We start from the raw sequence: 21766 nt of genomic DNA on the forward strand, positions 1-21766 counted from the left end.
TCGGTCGGGGCAGGGGGCTGGTCGTGGGCGATGCCGGTACGACCGGCCGTGACGCCGTGACGCCTCCGGCGCCAGTTGCCCGGAGGGGCAGCGGGGCGAGTACAACCTGTTCCGGACCGCGGGACGGCAGTTCCACGAGCACATCCAGTGGCTGACGACGGAGAGCGAGAACCAGAACTACTGAAACCGTCGCCGACAAAACCCCGTTGTCCGCTGTTCGAGCCCCGTGAGAGCATCGCCGAATGGCAGGTACGCACCGTTCGACGGACACGCCGGAGCTGACAGAAGCCCGCATCGAGGATGCGAGCACCATCCTGGTCGCGCCCTCGGCGCTTCAGGACGCCGACGTGGTCCGGGACTTCTTCGGGTCCGTCATCACGCCCGAGGAGCTTGCCTCCGGTTCGCCTTCGCCCGACCTCGCGCAGAAGACCGTCTACCTGTGCGGCGACATCTCCGGGATCGACCGTCGCCGACTGCCGGCGGCTGCCCGGGTGTTCGTCGTCCGGGAGCTCTCGCACGGCTACCGCGAGGACGCCGGCGATCCCTGGACCGTGGTCGACCTCGGCCGGGTTCCGGTCCGGGTGCACGGTGTCGGCGTGTACTACCACCGCTTCTTCGGGCTCGACGGCGATTTCTTCGGACGGATCCGCGCGGAGCACGAGTTCCAGTCCCTGACGGAGTCCACCAAGCCCGGGACGGCCCACCGCAGCGGAATCTACCTGACGCCCGTCACACAGGACGGTGACGAACTGCACTTCCGCCTGCTGCGGTGCTCCACGAACCTCTCGGGGCCGACCGAGAACTTCGGCCCGACCGACACGAGCATCGTCGAGGACCTGAACCGCGAGGCCGCCGCGGTCTTCCGGAACCACGCGCCGCTGAACCACGTCCTCGCCCAGACCTACCACAACACCCGTGCCACGACCGAGCGCAAGCAGTCCAAGGCCAGGATCTCGGCCCACGCCGACAAGACCAAGGACATGCCCGTCAACGGCATCATGGCCTTCTGCACCTTCTACGACGGGCTCGACAGGCTGCAGCCCCTGGCCGGAGACGCCTTCGACCACGGCGTGAAGGGCGTCAGCGGGCTGACCAGGCTCCGGTTCCGTCTCAAGGATTCGGCCGAGGAGATCGAGGGACACGACGGCGGCGTACTCCCCGCGCAGTTCACCGTGACCCTCCACCCCGGCTCCGTGTTCTTCATGCCGCTGTCCACCAACCGCCTCTACACCCACGAGATCCGGCCCTCGGCGCTGGACGCCGAGTTGCTGCCGACCCGGCTGGGGTACGTGGTGCGCTGTTCGAACACCGAAGCCGTGCACAAGGACGGCCGGACGTTCCTCAAGAGCGCCGGAGGGCTGGTGGAGCTGGAGCCGCCCACGCAGGGCGGGATGGACGAGCTGCGCCGGCGGTACGCCGAGGAGAACAGGTCCTCGTCCTTCGTCGACTACGGCGACGAATTCCTCTTCAGCATGAACGCCGGAGACTACGTTGCCCCCCGCGCCTAGGATCTCGGACGAAGTCCGTTCGTACGCCCTGCCGGCCGAAGCGGACATCTTCGCGGAGCTGTCCGCGTCGGTCCACTGGGAGGACGTGGGAAAGGGCCGGCGAGGCGCCGTACTCACCAGGGCCGACGAGTCGGACGGGGTGCCCCTCGTCCGTACCACCACGCGGTACGGCAGCCCGGCCCAGCGTTTCCGGGCGGTCCACGAACGGCTCGCACAGCGGATCCAGGAACACGCGGGGCTCTCGGTCGGCTTCAACAACGCCCTCATCGAGACCTACACGAACGCCTACACCACCATGGGCGCCCATTCCGACCAGGCCCTCGACCTGGCCGACGACTCGTTCATCGCCGTCTTCTCCTGCTACCGGAATCCCGAAGCGGGCCCGCCGAGGAAGCTGATCTTCGAACCGAAGGAGTCCGACGGCGAGAAGTTCGAGATCCCCCTCACCCACCACGGTGTCGTCGCGTTCTCCGTCGACACCAATCGGCGACTGCGGCACAGGATCGTCCTGGACGGGCCCGACCGGGCGGCGGACAACCAGTGGCTGGGCGTGACCTTTCGGACGTCGAAGACCCTGGTTCGCTTTCGCGACGGACAGGCACACCTCCCGCAGGGCGCGCGCCTGGTGTCGGCCGACGACGAGCAGAGCCGCGAGTTCTACCGGCTCCGACGCCGTGAGAACCGGGAAACGGACTTCACCTACCCACCGCTGACGTACACCGTCAGCGAGAGCGATCTGATGCCGCCCGTGTGACGGCCCGCTACCGGCGTGCGTGAGCAGGTCATGGCCGAGGCCGTCGCCCGGCACCTGTATCTTGATCGCGTGCCGGGCCTGTCGGGTTCCCGTCCCGGGGTGTGGGGACGCGTGGAGTCCGGCCCGGCCGTCGGCCTCCCCGCGGGGGCCGGATGCTGTCGCCGGGGGGCGGGAAAGACCTCGACCCAGAGCCGAACAGCCGCTCACCGTCCGTCTGTCGTCTGTCGTCTGTCGTCGAAGGATTCCCATGACCGATTCCGTCCCGCCCGAGAGTCCGCGGCCCGCTGAGGAGCCGTCCGGCAGCGACCCGTGGGCGGCGCCGGCCGGTGCCGCCCCGGCCCTTGCCGCCGCACCGGCTCCCTCGGCCGCTCCCGCCGCCGCCCCCGCCCACGGCGCACCGTACTGGCCGCCGTACCCGGTGGCGGCGCCGGTGCCCCGCAACGGGCTGGGGACCGCGGCCATGGTGCTGGGGATCGTCGGGGTGGTCCTGAGCCTGGCGGTGTTCCTGTTCTGGGTGTCCTGGATACCGGCCCTGCTTGCCCTGGTCTTCGGGGTCATCGGCGTCGGTCATGCGCGCAGGGGCGTGGCGACGAACCGGGGCATGGCGATCGCGGGCGTGGTCCTGGGCATCTCCGGGCTGCTGGTCTCGGTCGGCGCCGGGGTGTTCGTGGTGGCCCGAATCCAGGCGGTGCACGACGAGCGGCGGGCGGAGGCGGACGCCGCCCGGGCCCGTGCCGACGCCGCGATCGAGGCCGCCCGGCAGCGGGCGGTGAAGGAGAAGGAGCTGGCCGACGCCCAGCGGAAGAAGGCCGAGGCCGAGCAGGAGAAGGCGGCCGCGGACGAGCGGGCCCGGCGCCTGCCGTTCGGCCAGTCCTACACGTACGGTGACGGGCTGAAGGTCACGATGGCCGAGCCGGAGCCGTACGTCCCGCGCGGGACCGTCTACGACCTCCCCGAGAACGCCACGATCGTCCAGGTGAAGATCACCGTCGTGAACACCGGCTCCGAGCAGGTCTCGCTCTACGGATCCGGCTCGCCCATCGTCAAGGACGCCAACGGCGCCCCCGTCTTCTCGCTGATCGACGGCAGCGGCCGGATGAAGGTCCTCGCCGGCTCGCTCGCCCCCGGCCAGGAGGCCACCGGCCTGTCCGCCTACGCCCTGCCGGCCGGCGCGGCCGACCGGTTCTCCGTCGAGTTCAGCTACGGCAACGGGCTGCAGCGCAAGAACGTCCTCTGGTCCGGCCCCTCCCACTGATCCGGAACGACGGGCCCGACCCGTCCGGCGCAGCGCGGCGCGCGGGCCGGGCGGGTGGCTGCGATCTTCGGAGGGCACCCGGTGGCGCACACGGCGGCCCGGGCCCGTCGTCCCGAGACCGTGGAGGCCCGGATGTGGCAGGCACCCCCCGCTCCCGTCAGCCGTGAATGGCTCCCGGTGCTGGACATGCCGGCGCCCGGCCCGCAGAACCGCTGGACGGTGCTGCTGCGCGCGCTGTTGCTGATCCCCCAGTTCGTGGTGGTGTGGGTGCTGTCGGTGGTGGCGTTCTTCGTCACGGTCATCGGCTGGTTCGGCGCGCTGGTGCTCGGCCGGCTGCCCGGCTTCGCCGCGGACTACCTGACCGCGTTCGTCCCGTACGAAACCCGCGTCACCGGGTACCTGATGCTCACCGTGGACCGCTACCCGCCGTTCCGCTTCCACGCCCCCGACCACCCGGTGCAGGTCGAGCTGCGGCCGGGGGAGCTGAACCGGCTCGCCGTCCTGTTCCGCATCGTCCTCGTCATCCCGGCCTCGATCGTGCAGGGCCTGGTGTACGCGGGGTGGTGGACGGTCGGCTTCGTCAGCTGGCTCGTGGTGCTGGTCCTCGGCCGGATGCCGCAGCCGCTGTACGAGGCGACGACCGCGATCCTGCGCTACCGGATGCGCTACGCCGCGTACCTGACGATGCTCTCCTCCGCCTACCCCAAGCGCCTGTTCGGCGAGGAGCCGGGCAGCGAGCCGGGCGGCCCGGTGTCGGCCACCCGACCGCTGGTGCTGGGCGGCGCCGGGCGCGGACTGCTCGTCCTCTTCATCCTGCTCGGCGTGGTGTCCTGGGTGACGAGCTCGGTCACCACCTCGGTGAACTCGGACGACGACGACAACGACGACGTCACCAACCCGACCCAGCACGTCGTCGGGCCCCTCGTCCCGGGCCCTGCGGAGCTCGGCTGACGGCTTCGCTACGCTGACCGGGTGACAGACAAGCTGGTGAACCGTTACCGCCAGGCCGTGGAACCGCTCCTGGTGCCGGGCGAGCAGTTGCAGGACGTGGCGACCGTCATTCCGGTGGCGGGGGCCAAGGGCCTGGGGGACGGCGCGGGCGCCAAGATCGGCAACAAGCTGGGGCGCATCGGCGCGGTCTCGGGCGAGACGGGCAGCCTGGCGCACGGCTTCCCCACCGGCGCCGGCACGGCGATCCACAAACTGCTCATGGTCACCGACCGGCGGGTCGCGTTCGTCTCGGCGGCCGACATCCGGCGGGCGGGCGAGGTGCTGTGGCACGTCCCGCGCCACCTGGTCACCCGGATCGAACGCCGCCCGAGGTTCCAGGCGATGGCCCGCTTCCGCCTCCACTTCGCCGACGGCTCGGCCGTCTCGGCCTACACCCTGCGCCGGCGCACCATCGAGTCCCTGGCCGACCGCCTGGGGCGGTAGACACGTGGCCCGTCCGGATGGCCCACTGCTTCGGCCTGGGCCCACTGTCGCTCGCCGACTACGCCCTCACCTTCCACCCGGCCACGGCGCTGCTGGTGAACTGCGCGAGCGTCTGACCACCCTGTCCATCCCGGCGTAGGAAGAGATCCCCATGCCCGAGCAGGACCGCGTCATCCAGATCCGCCGCCCCTACCTCGACCTGATCGCCGACGGCACCAAGACGATCGAAGTCCGCGTCGGCTACTCGAGCATGCGCCGGATCCACCCCGGCCAGGCCCTGGTCTTCGAGTCCGGCGGGGCCCGCTGCCGCACCCAGGTCGTGAAGGTCGCCGAGTACCCGACCTTCGAGGCGATGCTCGACGCCGAGGACAACGAGGCGATCGGCAGCGAGGGCATGGACCGGGCCGAACTCCTCGCCGCCTGCAGCGAGATCTACCCGCCGGAGAAGGAAGCGCTCGGCGTCCTCGCGATCCACCTGCAGCTCGCCCCTGCCACCGAAGGCGATGTCGCGCGCCGACAGTGACCGTGCAGGAGCGCCCGGGGCCATCAGGGGATGCGCTGCCCGCGCTGCCGTAGGGCGGGGCGGCGGCCGGTGAGGGCGTCGAGGGCCAGGACCGTGCCCTTGGCGGTGGTCGCGTACACCACGCCGTCCGCGTGGACGGGGCGGCTGCCGGGGGCGTCGAGGGTGCGGCGCCAGTGCACCGTGCCGGTGGTGGGGTCGAGCCGCAGCAGCACGCGGCGGCGGGGCCCGGTGACCACCCAGGCGTCGGAGCCGCTGACGGTGACGGCGGAAGCCCCGTGGGGGCCGGGCAGGTGCCAGCGGCGCATGCCGGTGGTGCGGTCGAGGGCGTGGACGCCGGTGCCGAAGTCGGCGACGAGGATGAGGTCGTGGGTCACGGCCGGGCTGTGGTCGATCGCGGTGCCGCCGACCTCGGCGCCCCAGCGCTGCCTGCCGGTGGCCGCGTCGAAGGCGTGGGCCAGGCCGCCGCCGGTGCCGAGGTAGACGGTGCCGTCGGCGACGCTCGGCGCGCACAGGGCGAGGTAGCGTTCGGCATTGTCGTCGTACCAGACCCGCTCGCCGTCCTCCGTCCGGTAGGCGCCCAACTGCCCTTTGACGCCCGTCACATGGACCAGGCCACCGGCCACGGTCGCCGCGGAGCAGGAGCCGTCGGGGAGGTGCTGCTGCCAGCGCGTCCGGCCGGTGCGCGCGTCGGTCGCGGTCAGGGTGCTGGAGCGGACGTGCTGCAGCCGGAACTCCGATGTGGTCACGGTGTAGACCACGCCGTCGGCGACGGTGGGCGCGGCGCAGGTGCCGACGCGGGTGCTCCAGCGCTCGGCGCCGTCGGTGGCGTCGAGCGCGCGCAGCAGGCCGTCCTCGCCGGTGAGGTAGACGGTGTCGCCCGCGACGGCGGGGGTGGTGGTCAGCCGGTCCTGGGCCTGGTGGCGCCAGCGGAGTCGGCCGGTGAGCGCGTCCAGGGCGTAGCAGTGCGGGCCGGCGGCCTGGTAGAGGGTTCCGGCGCGGACGGCGGGGGCGGAGCCGGGGCGTTCGGGCAGGCGGGTGCTCCAGGGGTGGAAGCCGGCGTGGCCGGGGCCGCCGCGGGCCGTGCTCGGGCCGGTGCTGGTGCCGGCGGGTCGGGGCGGCGCGGCAGCGGGTGCGACAGGCTTCCGCGTGAGGGACTGGTCGCCCCAGAGTGCCGGGTCGGCGAGGTCCACCAGCCGGGCCAGGGAACGCAGGACGGCCGGCGGGTTCTCGCCCGCCGCCGCAGGCCCCGGGTTCCCGGCGTAACAGAGCCAGCGGTCGTCCACCCGCCATTCCAGCCAGCGGCGGTCGTCGGCGTACTCCCGGACGGCGGGGGTGAGCAGGCGGGCGGCCAGGCCGGGGTCGGTGGTCTCGACCAGGTGGACGGCGTCGTACTCGGGGTCGCCGCTCTCGTACAGGTGGCGGCCGGGGGTCTCCAGGACGCGGCGGCGCAGCAGCGGCAGCAGGGTGTCGAGGGCCAGCGTGTGGCGGGCGACCGCCACCAGGGGCAGCGGGCAGGGGAGTTCGACCAGGTGAACGGTGCGTATGTCGCCGTCGGGCCCGCCGCCGACCAGGTCGAAGACGGTGACCCGGTGGCCGTCGAGCATGCCGGTGGCCGCGAAGCGGGCGTGGGACGCGGCGTCGCGGCCACCTGCGCCGACGGGCACGGCTTCGTGCCAGCGCGCGGCGAGCTCCGGGCTCTCCTCGTGGAAGTCCCAGCCCTGTTCGGCCGCCAGGAGCTGCCGCTCGGCCCGGCGTCGGCGCAGCCCGGCCTGCCCGGTTCCGATTCCCCAACGAGCCATGTTCCACCTCCGGTTGTGAGATGACGAACCGTATCGTGCGGGTCGGACACGGAGCACCCGCAGTCCATGCCGGTCGGCGGTCAGCGCCCGGTCAGCGCCCGGACTGGGTGAAGCTGCCGCCGAGGTAGCGGAACTCCGGGTCGTCGGCGGGCAGTTCGCCGAACTTGGCGATCAGCTCGGGGGCGTAGGCCTCGGCATCGTCCTGCGGCCGGTAGCCGAGCGCCCGCGCCGACGAGAGGTCCCACCAGGCCCGGGTGTTGGCGGAGATGCCGTAGACCACGGTGTGGCCGCCGGCCACCGGGCCGGTGAGCGCGGCGTGCGCCAGCCGGGCCCAGTCGGCCGGGCTGAGCCAGGTGGAGAGCATCCGGACGCTGCGGGGTTCGGGGGTGAAGGAGCCGATGCGCAGCGAGACCGTCTCGATGCCGTGCCGGTCGGCGTACAGCGAGGCGAGGCTCTCGCCGAAGCACTTGGAGACCCCGTAGTAGGTGTCGGGCCGCGCCGGCGCGTCCACCGGCACGCTGCTGCCGTCGGCGGGCCGCTCGGTGAAGCCGGTCGCGTGGTTGCTGCTGGCGTAGACGACCCGCCGGACACCTGCTGCCCGCGCGGCCTCGTAGAGCCGGTAGGTGCCGTCGATGTTGGCGGCCAGGATGTCGGCGAACGGCGCCTCCCCCGGGATCCCGGCCAGGTGGACCACGGCGTCGACGCCGTCCATCGCCGCGGCCAGCGCCTCGGTGTCCCGCAGGTCGGCGACGACGGCCTCGGGCTCGCCGGGCACCGGGAGGCGGTCGAAGCTGCGCAGCCGGTAGCCGTGGGCGGGCAGCAGCTCCCGCAGGCAGCTGCCCATGCGGCCGGCGGCACCGGTGATCAGGACGTGGCGGGGCTGGTTCACGGTCGGTTGCGTCTCCATGGCTCCTCGGTTCCTCGGTTCCTCGGTTCGTCGCAGGGGGATCGAACGGACGGGTCGAACGTGTGAGTGGATTCGGGTGACGTGCGACGATACCTGATGGGACACCAAGGTCTGCTGTGCCGACCGGAGTTCGCGTCACCGTCCCGCCCCGCCGCCCCCGCCGCTCGCCGTGTGCGGGCGGCTGCCTCTACGCTGGCGCCGGGCGCCGAGCCCAGCACGCACCGACCCCGGGGGGACCGCGTGATACGCGTACGGCAACGCAGCTACACCCTGATTCCGTGGCCGTGGAGAGCCATGTCCTGGGCCCGGGTGCCCGATGGACTCGCCTTCACCCTGTACGAGGTCGTCCAGGCGGGCGGCGTCGAGGTGCCCGCCACCGAGCAGGACGCCGCCCGCTGGCGGACGGCCCACGAGGCCTACCAGGGCCTGCTGCGCCACGCCGAGGAGGAGGTGCGCTACGCCCACGGCGTGCGCTGCAAGCCCGGCTTCATGGTGGACCTCCGCTCGGTGCGGCTGCGCCGCTACGGCCTGCTGCCCTGGCGCAGGGCCCGCTCCCGGCGGCTGTTCGCGGAGTGCGAGGCCTTTATGCGCAGGGCCGAGGCGGCCTACCGGCCGATCCTGGAGGAGATCGAGGCCCTGCTCCCGCAGACTCCCGACCACCCGGCTGACCACCCGGCCTGAAGCCTTGACGAGGTCACCGGTGGAGGACGCGCCGCAGCCAGCGGGTGCGCGCCTCCTGGGCGTCCTGGCTGAGGGCCGCGTCCGGGGCGAGGGTGTCGAAGCCGTGGCAGGCGCCGGGCCACACGTGCAGCTCGGCGTCGCCGCCCGCCCGCCAGATCGCGTCGGCGTAGGCGACGGCCTCGTCCCGAAACGTTTCGGCGGAGCCCACCTCGACGTACGCCGCGGGCAGCCCGGACAGGTCGGTGGCGCGGGCCGGGGCGGCGTACGGCGACAGGTCGGCGGCGCCGTAGCGGTCGCCGAGCAGGGCCTGCCAGGCGGTGGCGTTGGAGGTGCGGTCCCAGGTGTCGTGGCCCGCCAGCTGGTGGCTGGAGAAGGTGTCCCCGCGGTCGTCGAGCATCGGGCTCAGCAGCAGCTGGCCGGCCGGCGCAGGGCCGCCGCGGTCGCGGACCAGCAGGGCCAGGGCCGCGGCGAGCCCGCCGCCGGCGCTCTTGCCGCCGACGACCACGCGCCGCGCGTCCACGCCCAGCGCGTCCGCGTGCTCGAAGACCCAGGAGAGCCCGGCGTAGCAGTCCTCGACGGCCCCGGGGAACCGGGTGCGCGGCGCCAGCCGGTACTCGACGGAGACGACCGCCAGCCCCAGCGGCAGCGCCCAGGTGCGCAGCAGCCGGGGCAGGACCGACCACGCGTTGCCCGTCACCATCCCGCCGCCGTGCAGGTAGTACAGCAGGGGCAGCGGCTCGCGGACCCCGGCGGGCCGGGCACTGACGAGCGTGACCTCGCCGCTGTCGGCCGAGCCCCCGCCGTCGGCCACGCCGTCCGCCCGCGGCACGTGCAGTTCCGTCACCTCGAACCGGCCGCCGTCACGCAGCCGTTCCAGCGTCGGGCGTGGCCGCGCGGCGGCATCCCGCTCCTGCCACGCCGTCAGGCCCTCCGGGGTGAGCACCGCCCGCGCCCGCTCCCCGGCGGCCGCCACGGCGGCCCCCACCTGCGGATCCAGGGGTGGCACGCCCTGTGCCACCGATGCGTCCGGCACCGTCACCAGGAACCCCCCTCGCCGAGGGGCGCCCGGCAGCGCCCCGACCACCCCAGCCTGCCAGCCCCGTCCGCACCGGCCACCGGCGCCCCCCGGACCCCGGCGCTCCAACGCCGACGCCTCCCGTTGGTCCGTACCGCCCGATCGTCCGGTCGGCCGCCCCGGCAGGTCGAGCGGCGTCCCGGCCGGGCGGCGAGGGGCCGACAACGGGCGGCCGCAGGGAAAGCACTCCCCGCGCGCGAGCAAACGGCACGTCAACTTCCCTCCCGTGCACTTGTTGACGTGGCCCCGCCCTCACTACGGTCATCGGGCTTCGATCACCTGATGGCCCGTCACCGCGCCGCGACCCGGGGCCGACACCGCCCCGAGGCTGTCGCACACCCTCCAGGAGGATCCGCCGTGCGCCTTCGAAGAATCGCCCAGCTGGTCGGCCCGGCCCTGCTCGGCCTCTCCCTCTTCTCCCCTTCCTCCTCCTCGGCCGCCGCCGGTCCGGCGCTGCCGCAGGGCACCCAGAGCGACGACGCCTACGCCACGAGCCGTGCCGCGAACGCCGTCAGCAACGTGCAGGCCACCTCGGGCGTCCTCAGCTGCTACCGCCCGGAGGTGCCGTACGGCGTCGACAGCGGCCCGGCCGAGGGCTACAGCGGCATGACGCCCTGCCCGGCGTCGGGCCCCACCACCGGTGAGGACGCCGGTACGGCCGGACCGTACGCGAGCCAGGCCGGCAGCAACCCGGGCTACCCGGCGGCGACGCCGATGCTGGTCAAGGGACACTCGGAGTCGGACCTGCGGATCGACCCGACCAACCCCGCCCACCTGATCGGCTCCTCCAAGTGGGTTGCGAGCGCCGAGGGTTACAACCACCTGCTCGGCTTCTTCGAGTCCTTCGACGGCGGGCACAGCTGGCCGGTGCAGGGCCACATCCCCGGCTACGAGGGGTGGACCGACAACACCGACCCGGTCGGCGCCTTCGACAGCTGGGGCAACTACTACTCGCTGCTGCTGCCCTACCAGTTCTCCTACGACCCCGACGGCAGCCACGACTTCGCCCCCGGCGCCGCGCAGGAGCCGAACCCCGCCGTCCCGTCCCAGGTCATCTCGGTCGCGGTCCGCCCGCACGGCGCCACCACCGCCACCCAGTGGGTCAGCACCCACGCCGGGCACCCGGACTACGTGGCGAGCTACGACAGCGTCGGCAACGGTCCCGACAAGCAGTGGATCGCGATCGACACCAACCCCGGCAGCCCGCACCCGAACCGCATCTACGCGATGTGGGTGGACTTCCACAGCAGGACCGCCGTGCCCTACCTCGCGTACGCCGACGCCCGTCCGGACGGCACCCACACCGACTGGTCGACCCCGCAGGTGCTCCCCGAACCGCCCGGCACCCCGCAGGGCGCCACCTACCTGCTGCCCCACGTCGCGCCGGACGGCACGGTGTACACCACGCTCACCAACTCCGACCCGGCGCACCGGTTCTGCTGCGACGCGATCTTCCTGGACGCCTCGCACGACGGCGGCCGGACCTGGTCCACCGTCTCGACGCTGCCGGGCACCATCACCCCGCCCCGGGCGAGTACGCCAACACCACCTTCCGCGACGGCATCGAGGACACCTTCACCCTCGGCAGCCGGCCGGTGAACGGCCACTACCCGCTGTACGTCGCGTACGAGGACTACGCCACCGGCGTCGTCAACGTCCTGCTGACCGCCTCCTACGACGGCGGCGCCACCTGGAGCGCGCCCGTCCGGGTCAACGACAACACGGCGCCCGTCGACGAGTTCCAGCCCAACCTGACCACCGGCGAGGACGGCACCGTCAGCGTCGCCTTCTACGACCGGCGCCTGGCCTGCCCCGCCGCCGGCACCGCCGAGGCCCGGGCCGCCGGGCTCGCCCTGGACACCGCCAACCCCAAGCACCCCGGCGCGCCCTACGGTGCCGCCGACTACTGCGTGAACACCAGCGCCCAGTTCTACGGCCCGACGCTCGACCCGCTCGGCCACAACATCCGGCTCAGCGCGCACTCCTTCGACCCGCAGCTCGATGCGCCGGTCGAGGGCTCCGACACCTTCATCGGGGACTACTTCGGCAACACGATCGGCGGCGGCACCGCGTACACCACCTCGGTGACCACCTACGACGACGGCACCAACCCGGGCCACCTGCAGCAGCAACAGGTGACGGCGGTCGCGGTGCCGCGCCACTGACCCCCCGGGTGCCCGGGCGGGACGGGTGACCCGCCCGGGCACCGGGACGCGCCGGTCAGCTCAGCGTGCGCAGCGCGGCGGCGTCGTACGGGCTCAGGTCGGCGAAACGGCCGGCGAGCACCTTGGCGGCCCACTGCGGGTCCTGGAGCAGGGCGCGGCCGACGGCGACCAGGTCGAACTCGTCGCGCTCCAGCCGGTCGAGCAGGTCGTCGATGCCCTGGACCGGTGCGCCCTCGCCGGCGAAGGCGCGGATGAAGTCGCCGTCCAGGCCGACCGAGCCGACGGTGATGGTGGGGCGGCCGGTGAGCTTCCTGGTCCAGCCGGCCAGGTTGAGGTCCGAGCCGTCGAACTCGGGCACCCAGTAGCGGCGGGTCGAGGCGTGGAAGGCGTCGACGCCGGCCTCGGCGAGCGGGGTGAGGATCGCCTCCAGCTCCTCGGGGGTCTCGGCGAGCCGGGCGTCGTAGTTCTCCGACTTCCACTGCGAGTAGCGGAAGATCACCGGGAACTCGGGCGAGACGGCCTCGCGCACCGCGGCGACGAGCTCGGCCGTGAACTTCGTCCGGGCGACCGGGTCGCCGCCGTAGGCGTCGGTGCGGCGGTTGGTGCCCGCCCACAGGAACTGGTCGAGCAGGTAGCCGTGGGCGCCGTGCAGCTCGACGCCGTCGAAGCCGATCCGCTCGGCGGCCGCGGCGGCCTCGGCGAACGCGCCGATGACGGCGTCCAGGTCGGTGCGGGTCATCGCCCGCCCCGTCCCCTCGGTGCCGTCCAGCCGGATCCCGGACGGGCCGATGGCGGGGGCGTCGGCGTACGGCGGGTCGCCCTGCTTGCGCACCATGCCGATGTGCCACAGCTGCGGCACGATGGTGCCACCCGCCGCGTGGACGTCCTCGGCGACGCGGGCCCACCCGGCCAGCTGCTCCTCCCCGTGGAAGCGCGGGATGCTGTCGCTCTGCCCGGCCGACTCGTGCCCGACGTACGTGCCCTCGGTGACGATCAGGCCGACGCCCGCGGCGGCGCGGCGGGCGTAGTACGAGCGCACGTCCTCGCCGGGCACGCCGCCGGGGGAGAACTGGCGCGTCATCGGCGCCATCACGATCCGGTTGGGCACGGTCAGCCCGTTGATCGTGACGGGCCGGGACAGGATCCCGGCCGCCCGGGATGCGGCGTGGTCGGTGGGCTCGGTGATGGTCATGGGGATCCCTCGCGGATACCGGTGGCGTGCGCCGGAACGAATACGGTTGCCCCTGCCAACCACCTCGACGGCCCCCGCATTTCGCCGCCGGAGCGAACGCTGCTGTGATCCGCGCCACTGCCGGCCGGCGCCCTTCGTGCGGGGCGCAGCGCCCGGGAGCCGCGCCCGGGAGCCGCGCCCGGGCGGTGCCGTCACTCGAAGCGCGCGGGGTCGCCGGCCCCGCGTCGGACGATCTCCGCCGTGCCGCCGGAGAAGTCGACGACCGTCGTCGGCTCGGTCCCGCAGTCGCCGGAGTCCACCACGGCGTCCAGCACGTGGTCCAGCCGCTCCTTGATCTCCCACCCCTGGGTCATCGGCTCGTCCTCGCCGGGCAGGACCAGGGTGCTGGAGACGAGGGGTTCGCCGAGCTCGGCGAGCAGGGCCTGGGTGACGACGTGGTCGGGGATCCGGACGCCCACCGTCTTCTTCTTCGGGTGCATCAGCCGGCGCGGGACCTCCTTGGTGGCGGGCAGGATGAAGGTGTAGCTGCCCGGCGTCGCCGCCTTGACGGCCCGGAAGACCGCGTTGTCGATGTGGACGAACTGCCCCAGCTGCGCGAAGTCCTGGCACATCAGGGTGAAGTGGTGCCGGTCGTCGAGCCGCCGGATCGTCCGGATCCGTTCGAGGCCGTCCTGGTTGCCCATGCGGCAGCCCAGGGCGAAACAGGAGTCGGTCGGATACGCGATGAGGGCCCCCGAGCGGAGGCTGTCGGCCACGGTGCCGATGGTGCGGGCCTGAGGGGTCTGCGGGTGCACGTCGAAGTACTTCGCCATTGGCCGACCCTATGCGATCCGCCGCCCGGTCGACCCGTCGCCGAGTCTGACCCGATCGGGTGACACGGAGCCAGACCGTGACCGAGCTCCTCACCACGGACGGCCTGATCGTCGGCATCTCCTACGCCCCCGCCCGCCCGTCCGTCCGGCCGTCGACAGGGCTGTCGACTGGGTTGTCGACTGGGCCGTCGACGTGAATGTCAGTGCCGTGCGCTACGTTCGCGATCATCAGCCGGACCGGATGGGGGGCGTTGTGACCGACCGTACGATCGAGATGATCAGTTGGGAAGAGGTGCGTGCGCTCATCGCCGCCCGGGTTCCGCAGGGGGTGATCGAGCGGCTTTCGCCGGTGCCCGCCGCCGAGCTGCGGCACCTGCGGGGGCCGTTGCGCAGGCTCCGGAGTGAGCTCGGGAGGGAGCTCTCCTCGGGTGACATGGGCCGGTACGGCGCCGCGTACGACCAGCTCGCCGCGCTGCAGTTCGCCGGGGTCTTCGCCGCGGCGACTCCGGCGGAGGCCCTGGAGTGGCTGACGGCCCGGCGGCTGCTCGACCTCACCTGGCCGCGGCCCGGCGGCGGTTCCACCAATCCCGACCACCACGCCCTGCTGCGGGCCCTGCTCGGGCCGCACCGTGACGCGGCCTTCCACCGGGAGCTGGCGGTCCGCCTCGCCGAGTGGCTGCCCGCGCGGGGCGACGGCGCCCGGTGGCTGATCGCGCACGGCCTCGCGGTCTGGTCCGGTGCCGAACTCCCCACCACCGATGGCTACGTGATCGGCTGGGTGCGCGAGGGCGGCATGATGCGGCACCACCACCGGGAGATCGGCGAGTGGTTCGCCGCCGAGGGCCTGCGCGGGCCGGTGCCGCACCACGGCACGCTGCGGTCCTGGCTGCGGGTTCAGCCCCGGCTCGCCGAGTTCGTCCGCCGGCTCTTCGAAGTCCCGGACGTCGGAAGCGAGTTCGCCGACCCGCACGCCGCCCGTTCCGGGCCGGACAACGAGTGGCCCAAGGTCCTCACCGCCCTGGCGGGCGAGGGCCTGCTCGACCGCGCCGAACTGATCGACCTGTGCCTCGGCCGGCTGCTGCGCGGCGACCGGCCCGGCAACCTGCGCGGATTCCTCCAGCTGTACGCGGAACTGGCCCCCGACGCCGAGGAGGTCCTGGCCCGGGCCCGCGACCACGTCCGGCTGGCCGCCGACGGCGCCCCGACCGCCGCCAAGACCGCCCAGGCGGCGCTGCGAGCCGTGGACACCCGGCTGCCCGCCGAGCTGTTCGCCGAACTCACGGCCGCCGTCCTGGCCCGCCCCGAGAAGGCCCTCGCCACCGCCCAACTCGGCTGGGTCGGGGCCGCGTTGCGCCGCGACCCGGCGCAGGCCGACCGGCTGCTGCCCGCTGTCGCCGTGGCCTTCGCCCATCCGGCGCCCACGGTCCAGGAACGTGCCCTGGGCCTCGCCGCCCGCCACCTGCCCCACACGGCCGCCGCCGCGGCCGAGGCCGTGCGCGCTGCCGTGAGCGCCCTCAGCCCCGCCCTGCAGGCCGACGCCCACCGCCTGCTGGCCATCCCGACCCCATCCGGCGAGTGGCAGGAGCCCCCGCAGGTCGAGGCATCACCTACGGGCTCTGCCGCGATGCCGGCCGCACCCGCCGGGCCGGTCGATCTCGCCGAGCGGCTGGGCGCCCTGCTGGCCGACCGCGTGCCCGATCCCGGGGAGTTCGAGGTGGTGCTCGCCGCCCTGGTCGCGGAGCACCGCCGCGACGCGTCCGCGCTGCGGACGGCGCTCGCCCCGCTCACCGCACGGCGCGGCGAAGGCCCGGCGTCGTTCTGGGAGGCCCGCAGCCTCGGGGGAGCGCTCGGCTGCCTCCTCGACGCCCTCACCGGCCGACCGCAGGAGTCCGACCGGCACGCGGCCGAACTGCTCGACTGGCCGGCGCACCTGCGCACTCCCGCCGTGATCCCCGTACTGCGCATCCACGAGGCGGCGGGCCGGGTCGCCGCCGCACCGGTGCCGCTCCTGCTCGCCACCCCCACCGCCGGGGACGGCACGATCGACCCGGCCGTGCTCACGGAACGGCTCGCGGCCCACCGCGCGTCCGGAGCCCGCCCCTGGCCCCTGGACATGGCCCAGGCGCTGCTCCGCGTCCCCCCGCACGCGCTGCCGGGCCTCCGTGCCGCTGCCGCCGGACTCGGCTGCGACCTGCCCCCCGACACCGCGCCCCCGGCACCGCGCCGCTTCCACACCCAGACGCCGGACCTGCCGGAGCGGGTCGGCGGCTACGGCTGGGCCCCGCCCGTACTCCCGCGCATCGCACCGCTCGTCGACACCCCCGTGTCCGCATCCGGAGGAATCACCGGGCTGCTCCACACGCTGCCCGACCCCACCGAGATCGACCGGTTCACGGGCACGCCGTCGCTGTCGGCCGCCGACCTCGCCCAGCTGCCCTGGCTGGCGCCCTGGCACCCGGAGACCATCGCCGCCCACGGCCTCCCCCGCGCGGTGCGCCAGGCGGACACGGCCAGCCACCACGAGAACAACCCCTGCTGCCCCGACTCGCCGAAGCCCCGGGCGAGTTCGGGCCGGTGAGCCACCTGCTGCTCGCGTACGGCCTGACCGCCGCCCGCGCGGAGAACCGCACGGCCGCGCTGGACGCCCTGCTGGCTGCGGCCGCCAGGGGCCGGCTGCGGCCGGAGGCGCTGGGCGCATGGCTCGCAGCCCTGTGGTGCCTGTCCGTCGTCAAGCCGAACCGGGTCCTGCCCGTCCTGGCGGACGCCGCCCGCAGCGGCGCGGGCCGGACGGTGTGGGCGGTGCTCGCGGCCCTGATCACCGACCTCGCCGCCGACCCGGGCCGGCGCGCACTGGCGGACGTCCTCGTCCTCGCCGCCGAGTGCGCGGCAGCCGAAGGCATCCGCACCACCCTGCCCGCCCTCGACGCCCTGGCCGTACCTGCCGTACCAGCCATACCGTCCATACCCCGCCGCGTCCGAACCGAGGCGGCCCGCCTGGCCGGCATCCTCACGAGGTGACGAGCCGGGCCGGGCCGGCCACCTGACGCTCACCGGAGGCTCGTGGAGAGCGGCACTGCCACCTGCCTGGAGTTCGGCAGCCGGCCCAGGATGTCGGTGCCGCCGAGGAACGGATGAACAGCTCACGCAGGGCCGCCCCGGTGACGACGGCCGCGGCCATCACGACTGCGCCGCCCTCCGCTGGGCCTGTTGCGCCCGCCTACCCCGCCGCGCCCGCCGCCGCGCACGCCTGGGCCTCGGCCAGGTAGCGCGCGACCGGGCCCAGGGTCAGCAGTCCGCTGGCCGCGCCCGCGTGTTCGGCACCGGCCGGGCGCAGGGCCGCCGCGGCGCGGGCGGCGACCGCGCGCTCGCCGAGGCGTACGGCGGCGCGGGCGGTCAGGCACCACAGGGCCTCCTGCAGGTGGTCGAGCGGGGGGTCGGGCGTCGCGGCGAGGGCCGTACGGGCCTCGGCGACCCGGTCCTGGGCGAGCAGCACGAGCGGGAACGCCCAGGGCCGGTACGGGCCCCAGTCGAGCTGCGGATCGGTGGGCGCGGGCCGGTCGTGCAGCAGGCGCAGCCCCAGGACGGCGAGCGGGAACAGGCCGCGGTGCAGCCCCGGCATTCCGGCCGTCCGCAGGGCGTTCTCGGCGGCGCGGTACTGCGCCGCGGCCGTGGCGGCGGTCGGTCCGCCGGGTTCGGTGCTGCGGTCGGCTGCGGCCCGGGCCCGGAACCACCCGGTGAGGACGGGGACGAGCGGCGCCTCGGTGGTGGCGGCGATCCGTTCGGCGGCCTCGGCGTGCGCGGCCGCGGCGTCGAGGTCGCCGAGGGCCGAGGCGGACTGGAGGCGGACGAGTCGGCCCAGGACGGCGAAGTTCGGGAGCTGGTGCGGGGTGGCCAGGTCGAGGAGTTCGGCGCCGATCGCGTCCCGTTCCGCCGCGAGCCCGGGACGGGTGAAGGACTGCAGGAACACCCCGTTGAGGGCGAAGGCCAGCAGGGCGGGGTCGGCCAGGCCCCGGGCCAGCGCCTCGGCCTGCCGCGCCGCCTGTTGCGCGCGCTCCAGGTCGGCCCTGGACCGGCCGCCATCGGACCGGCCGCCGGCGGACAGGTCGGCGCTGCGGCTCTCGACGGCGATCGTGGCCAGCAGGCGGGTGGACAGGTCGGCGGGGCCGTCGGGGCCGAGAGCGGTGAGCGTACGCTCGGCGGCCGCGACGACGGCGCGGGACTGTTCGGGGTCGTCGGCCCTGCTCCACAGGGCGGGTACGTCGTAGGCGCCGATGATCCGGGCGGTCAGGTGGGTGTCGCCCGTGCGCTCCGCCGCCCGGATCGCGCGCAGGCGCTCGCGCCGCGAGTGGACGAGGGCGTCGCCACCCGCCAGAGCGAGGGTACGGGCCAGATCCACGGTGGTGCGCGGCCCGAACCGGACACCGGGGCCGCGGCCGCTCCACCCGGCGCGTGCGCCGTCGGCGGTCGCGGTCCCGTCGCAGGTCGCGGTCCCGCCGACGCCCGCGACCCCGTCGGCGCCCGCAGAACCACCCAGGAACGCGGCCCCGTCGAGGATGTCCGCCTCCAGACGCCGGAGTTCGGCACCGGGATCGAGCCCGAGCTGATCGACGAGCATCGCACGGGCCCGGCGGAGCACGGCCAGCGCGTCCGCCTGCCGCCCCGCGCGGTACAGCGCCCGGGCCAGCAGCCCCCAGGCCGGCTCACGCCACGGATGCTCCGCGACATGGGCACCCAGCTCGGCCGCGAGCTCGGCCCCGTCCCCGGCGTCCAGCAGGATGCGGGCGCGCAGTTCCACCCCCTCCAGCCGCAGTTCCTCCAGCCGGGTCCGCTCGCGCTGCGCCCACGCGGAGCCGGTCACATCCGCGTAGGCGGGCCCGCGCCAGTCCGCGAGCGCCGCGTCGAGCTCGGCCACCGCGCCGGCGCCCGGCGCTGCGCCCGGGACTGCGCCCGGCATGGAGGCCGGCACCGCGCCGGCGTCGCGCCGGGCACGGGCCAGGGTGTCCTGGAACCGGTGGACGTCCACGTCCTCCCGCGGCAGCCGCAGCACGTACCCAGGACCTTCGGTGACGATGACGCGCGGCGGAGTGCGGGGCGGCCGGTCCGGTTCCAGGGCGCGGCGCAGTGCAGCGACGAAGGTCCGCAAGGCCCCCACGGCGCGCGCCGGCGGATCGGTCCACAGGTCGTCGACGAGGGTGTCGGTGGTCACCATCCGGCCTTCGGCGGCGACGAGCCGTGCCAGCACCTCGCGATGCCGGGGGCCGCCCAGGTCGACCGGGCTGCCGTCGTCACGGAGGGCCCGTACGGCACCGAGCACGTCGATTCGCATGCCCCCATCCTCCGCGCCGGTGGTCGGCCGCGCCCAACCGCACTGATCGGTTGCTGATCGCCGTCGTCCAGGCTGACCAGGTCAGTCCGTCCGTCAGTTCCGACCCGAAAGGACATCCCCTCATGCCGCCCACGACCCCGACCCCCGCCCCCGCGCCCACCATCCCCGGCTTCGACCACGTCCGCCTGCCCGGCACGGACGGTGTGCGGCTGGCCGCGGCCGTCGGCGGCAGCGGCAGTCCCGTCGTGCTGCTGCACGGCTTCCCCCAGACCCACCTGATGTGGCGGCACGTCGCCCAGCGGCTCGCCGCGGAGCACACGGTGATCTGCCCCGACCTGCGGGGCTACGGCGCCAGCGACAAGCCGGCGGCCACCGACCCCGAGGTGTACGCCAAGCGCACCATGGCCGCCGACGTCGTGCGCCTGGCGGCGGCGCTCGGCCACGAGCGCTTCGCCCTCGTCGGCCACGACCGGGGCGCCCTGGTCGCCTTCCGCGCGGGCCTGGACCACCCCGAGACCGTCACGCACCTGGGCATCCTCGACATCGTGCCCACGCTCGACATGTGGAACGTCCTGCACGGCACCTCGGCGGCGGTCGGTTACCACCTCTACCTGATGGCGCAGCCGTCGGGCCTGCCGGAGACGATGATCGCCAACAGCGCGGACGCGTTCTTCGGCTCCTTCCTCGACACCTGGGCCGGCGACGCGACCGCCATCCCGCAGGACGTGCGCGCCGCCTACCTGCGGGCGAGCGCCGCGGCGGTGCCGTCGATCGTCGCGGACTACCGTGCCTCGGCCGGGATCGACGTCCTGCACGACCAGGCGGACCTGGCCGCCGGCTCGCAGCTGGCCATGCCCGTGACGGTCGTCCAGCATGACTGGGGCGCCCGACTGGGCTACGACGCCGCCGCGGTGTGGCGGGCGTGGGCACCGGACCTGGACCACCGGCTGACCCGAGCGGGCCACTTCATGGCCGAAGAGGCCCCCGAGGAGATCACGACGGCCATCCGGGCCCTGCTGCGTCGTGGAGCCGTCGGCGTTGACCCGGAGCACTACGGCTACCAGGGCTTCATCCGGGGCAAGACCGTCACCATGAGCTGACGCGGGCCTCCGCCGGGGCCGGCCTGCGGTGGCGGTCGGGTGCCCGGGCAGGGGCGGTCCCCATGAGGGTTCTCAACGAGCGTCCTCATGGGGCCGCCCCTGCCGATGCGCGGTCAGCGGGCGCTGCCGAGGTCCCGGTCGCCGTCGGTGCCTTCGAGCAGGAGGGTGGTCTCCTCCAGGCGGCGGAAGCGGCCGTCGGGGGCGAACTCGGCGAAGAGGTAGACCTCCATGCGGACGGTGGAGCCGTCGGTCTTGACGACGGTCATGGTGTGACGGTCGGCGTAGCGGTTGCCCACGGAGAGTTCGTCGTGGACCTCGACGGAGCCGCCGGCGACGACCGTGCGCAGGTGGGCGATGTGGGCGAGGAATTCGGCGCGGTCGGCCCAGCTGCCGTCGGTGCGCTGGCGGTAGTCGGGGGCGAAGTGCCGGTCGGCGGCCTCGTCCAGGCTGAGGCCCGGGGTGAGGAGCAGGTCGGTGAGGGCGGTGCGGACGTCGGTGCAGGTCATCGGAATTCCTTCGGTCGTGCGGGAGCGCCCGCGCTGGATCGATCGGAGATGCGTGCCTGAAGCACGCTTCTGACCGTACAGGAAAAGCGTGTTCCGCGCACGCTAATCTGGAGGGGTGAAGAACTCGACAGGACGTGACATCGCCGACGCCCTCGGGCTGCTCCTGCGGCGCAGCACCCGCGCCCGCCTCTACGACCGCCTCACCGAGGGACTGGGGGAGGCGGTCGACGACCTCACCTACCCGGTCATCAGCGGTCTGGCCCGCACCGGCCCGGCCAGCGCGGCCGACCTCGGCCGCGAGATCGGACTGGACCGCACCACCGTCACCCGCCGCGCCGACCGCCTCGAACAGGCCGGCCTGCTCCAGCGCCGCCCCGACCCGGCCGACGGCCGCGCCACCCTGCTCACCCTCACCGACGCCGGCCACGCCGTCATCGCGGCCACCCGCCGACAACTCGCCGCCGCCATCGAGGACTCACTCGCCACCTGGCCCCGGTCCGACGCCGAGACCTTCGCCCGCCTCCTGCGCCGCTTCGTCGACGAGGGCCCCTTCGCCGCCGGCGAGGACTGAGACCCGAGGCCCGACGATCGAACGCGAGTACGCGGATCCGGTCGGTCGACCGACCGGTGCGCCGTCAGGCAATCGGTGCAGTCCGGCGAGCGCTCGCCAGGCGGGACTGGTCAGCTGTGCGGGGAGCCCCGCAGTCTGACCGCTCTCCCACAGTTCCC

The 21766-nt window shown here is 74.2% G+C and carries 19 protein-coding genes and 1 pseudogene; 13 read left to right on the plus strand and 7 right to left on the minus strand.

The window, feature by feature from the left end; all coding sequences use genetic code 11:
• The first annotated feature begins 242 nt into the window (after positions 1-242).
• The 6 genes from CRP52_RS34030 to CRP52_RS34055 all read left to right on the plus strand — a co-directional run bounded on the left by CRP52_RS34030 (position 243) and on the right by CRP52_RS34055 (position 5474).
• Positions 243-1508, plus strand: coding sequence for a hypothetical protein (locus CRP52_RS34030; protein WP_097240694.1), 1266 nt, complete (start codon positions 243-245; stop codon positions 1506-1508).
• Positions 1492-2262, plus strand: coding sequence for an alpha-ketoglutarate-dependent dioxygenase AlkB (locus tag CRP52_RS34035; protein WP_097240695.1), 771 nt, complete (start codon positions 1492-1494; stop codon positions 2260-2262). Before CRP52_RS34030 ends, CRP52_RS34035 begins: the two co-directional genes overlap by 17 nt.
• Positions 2263-2509: 247 nt before the next feature.
• Positions 2510-3517 carry a DUF4190 domain-containing protein gene (locus CRP52_RS34040; RefSeq protein WP_097240696.1) on the plus strand — a complete coding sequence of 336 codons (1008 nt, stop codon included), beginning with the start codon at positions 2510-2512 and terminating at the stop codon, positions 3515-3517.
• 132 nt (positions 3518-3649) lie between these two features.
• Positions 3650-4468: a DUF4389 domain-containing protein gene (locus CRP52_RS34045; RefSeq protein WP_097240697.1), complete on the plus strand. Its 819-nt coding sequence runs from the start codon at positions 3650-3652 to the stop codon at positions 4466-4468.
• A gap of 21 nt (positions 4469-4489) precedes the next feature.
• On the plus strand, positions 4490-4951 hold the full coding sequence (locus CRP52_RS34050) for a hypothetical protein (protein WP_097240698.1): 462 nt from the start codon (positions 4490-4492) through the stop codon (positions 4949-4951).
• Between the two features lie 151 nt (positions 4952-5102).
• A complete protein-coding gene (locus CRP52_RS34055) occupies positions 5103-5474 on the plus strand; it encodes an ASCH domain-containing protein (RefSeq protein WP_097240699.1) in 372 nt (123 codons plus the stop codon).
• Between the two features lie 23 nt (positions 5475-5497).
• Here the strand turns inward: CRP52_RS34055 and CRP52_RS34060 are convergent, their stop codons facing one another.
• Positions 5498-7273 (minus strand): outer membrane protein assembly factor BamB family protein, encoded by a 1776-nt coding sequence (locus tag CRP52_RS34060; RefSeq protein WP_097240700.1) that lies wholly within the window; start codon positions 7271-7273, stop codon positions 5498-5500.
• 91 nt (positions 7274-7364) lie between these two features.
• Positions 7365-8162 carry an NAD-dependent epimerase/dehydratase family protein gene (locus CRP52_RS34065; RefSeq protein WP_097240883.1) on the minus strand — a complete coding sequence of 266 codons (798 nt, stop codon included), beginning with the start codon at positions 8160-8162 and terminating at the stop codon, positions 7365-7367.
• Positions 8163-8489: 327 nt separating this feature from the next.
• Between CRP52_RS34065 and CRP52_RS34070 the strand changes: the two genes are divergently transcribed.
• Positions 8490-8861 (plus strand): hypothetical protein, encoded by a 372-nt coding sequence (locus tag CRP52_RS34070; protein WP_179853117.1) that lies wholly within the window; start codon positions 8490-8492, stop codon positions 8859-8861.
• 13 nt (positions 8862-8874) lie between these two features.
• On the opposite strand, the gene CRP52_RS34075 is transcribed toward CRP52_RS34070, so the two are convergent.
• Positions 8875-9894, minus strand: coding sequence for an alpha/beta hydrolase (locus CRP52_RS34075; RefSeq protein ID WP_306458935.1), 1020 nt, complete (start codon positions 9892-9894; stop codon positions 8875-8877).
• A gap of 399 nt (positions 9895-10293) precedes the next feature.
• Here CRP52_RS34075 and CRP52_RS34080 point away from each other — a divergent pair, with 399 nt between their 5' ends.
• Complete coding sequence (locus tag CRP52_RS34080; protein ID WP_097240702.1) at positions 10294-11535, plus strand: hypothetical protein; 1242 nt, start codon at positions 10294-10296, stop codon at positions 11533-11535.
• Positions 11532-12101 carry a hypothetical protein gene (locus CRP52_RS34085; protein ID WP_097240703.1) on the plus strand — a complete coding sequence of 190 codons (570 nt, stop codon included), beginning with the start codon at positions 11532-11534 and terminating at the stop codon, positions 12099-12101. Before CRP52_RS34080 ends, CRP52_RS34085 begins: the two co-directional genes overlap by 4 nt.
• Before the next feature lie 55 nt (positions 12102-12156).
• Here CRP52_RS34085 and CRP52_RS34090 read toward each other — a convergent pair whose 3' ends face one another.
• Together CRP52_RS34090 and CRP52_RS34095 are read right to left on the minus strand one after the other, a co-directional pair.
• Positions 12157-13293 carry an NADH:flavin oxidoreductase gene (locus tag CRP52_RS34090; protein WP_097240704.1) on the minus strand — a complete coding sequence of 379 codons (1137 nt, stop codon included), beginning with the start codon at positions 13291-13293 and terminating at the stop codon, positions 12157-12159.
• A 191-nt stretch (positions 13294-13484) separates the two neighbouring features.
• The gene (locus tag CRP52_RS34095; protein WP_097240705.1) at positions 13485-14105 is read right to left on the minus strand and encodes an L-threonylcarbamoyladenylate synthase; all 621 of its coding nucleotides are present in this window, start codon (positions 14103-14105) and stop codon (positions 13485-13487) included.
• Positions 14106-14358: 253 nt separating this feature from the next.
• On the opposite strand from CRP52_RS34095, the gene CRP52_RS34100 reads away from it, so the two are divergent.
• A complete protein-coding gene (locus CRP52_RS34100; protein ID WP_097240706.1) occupies positions 14359-16683 on the plus strand; it encodes a DUF6493 family protein in 2325 nt (774 codons plus the stop codon).
• Complete coding sequence (locus CRP52_RS34105; protein WP_097240707.1) at positions 16680-17123, plus strand: hypothetical protein; 444 nt, start codon at positions 16680-16682, stop codon at positions 17121-17123. The genes CRP52_RS34100 and CRP52_RS34105 overlap by 4 nt, the downstream gene beginning before the upstream one ends.
• A gap of 199 nt (positions 17124-17322) precedes the next feature.
• Here CRP52_RS34105 and CRP52_RS34110 read toward each other — a convergent pair whose 3' ends face one another.
• A complete protein-coding gene (locus tag CRP52_RS34110; protein WP_097240708.1) occupies positions 17323-19431 on the minus strand; it encodes an AfsR/SARP family transcriptional regulator in 2109 nt (702 codons plus the stop codon).
• A gap of 122 nt (positions 19432-19553) precedes the next feature.
• On the opposite strand from CRP52_RS34110, the pseudogene CRP52_RS34115 reads away from it, so the two are divergent.
• Positions 19554-20456: pseudogene (locus CRP52_RS34115) on the plus strand (alpha/beta fold hydrolase); the annotation flags it as partial.
• Between the two features lie 188 nt (positions 20457-20644).
• Here CRP52_RS34115 and CRP52_RS34120 read toward each other — a convergent pair.
• Entirely contained in the window at positions 20645-21037 is a 393-nt protein-coding gene (locus CRP52_RS34120) for a nuclear transport factor 2 family protein (RefSeq protein WP_097240710.1), read from the minus strand.
• Positions 21038-21152: 115 nt separating this feature from the next.
• On the opposite strand from CRP52_RS34120, the gene CRP52_RS34125 reads away from it, so the two are divergent.
• The gene (locus CRP52_RS34125; RefSeq protein WP_097240711.1) at positions 21153-21608 is read left to right on the plus strand and encodes a MarR family winged helix-turn-helix transcriptional regulator; all 456 of its coding nucleotides are present in this window, start codon (positions 21153-21155) and stop codon (positions 21606-21608) included.
• Positions 21609-21766: the final 158 nt, after the last annotated feature.

Source organism: Streptomyces sp. 1331.2, from assembly GCF_900199205.1.
Lineage (GTDB): Bacteria > Actinomycetota > Actinomycetes > Streptomycetales > Streptomycetaceae > Kitasatospora.

Bases quoted from the DNA above. Each gene is read 5' to 3' on its own strand.
- CRP52_RS34095 (WP_097240705.1), bottom strand. From the start codon at position 14,105: ATGGCGAAGTACTTCGACGTGCACCCGCAGACCCCTCAGGCCCGCACC.
- CRP52_RS34030 (WP_097240694.1), top strand. From the start codon at position 243: ATGGCAGGTACGCACCGTTCGACGGACACGCCGGAGCTGACAGAAGCC.
- CRP52_RS34045 (WP_097240697.1), top strand. From the start codon at position 3,650: ATGTGGCAGGCACCCCCCGCTCCCGTCAGCCGTGAATGGCTCCCGGTG.
- CRP52_RS34120 (WP_097240710.1), bottom strand. From the start codon at position 21,037: ATGACCTGCACCGACGTCCGCACCGCCCTCACCGACCTGCTCCTCACC.
- CRP52_RS34040 (WP_097240696.1), top strand. From the start codon at position 2,510: ATGACCGATTCCGTCCCGCCCGAGAGTCCGCGGCCCGCTGAGGAGCCG.
- CRP52_RS34060 (WP_097240700.1), bottom strand. From the start codon at position 7,273: ATGGCTCGTTGGGGAATCGGAACCGGGCAGGCCGGGCTGCGCCGACGC.
- CRP52_RS34090 (WP_097240704.1), bottom strand. From the start codon at position 13,293: ATGACCATCACCGAGCCCACCGACCACGCCGCATCCCGGGCGGCCGGG.
- CRP52_RS34110 (WP_097240708.1), bottom strand. From the start codon at position 19,431: ATGCGAATCGACGTGCTCGGTGCCGTACGGGCCCTCCGTGACGACGGC.
- CRP52_RS34055 (WP_097240699.1), top strand. From the start codon at position 5,103: ATGCCCGAGCAGGACCGCGTCATCCAGATCCGCCGCCCCTACCTCGAC.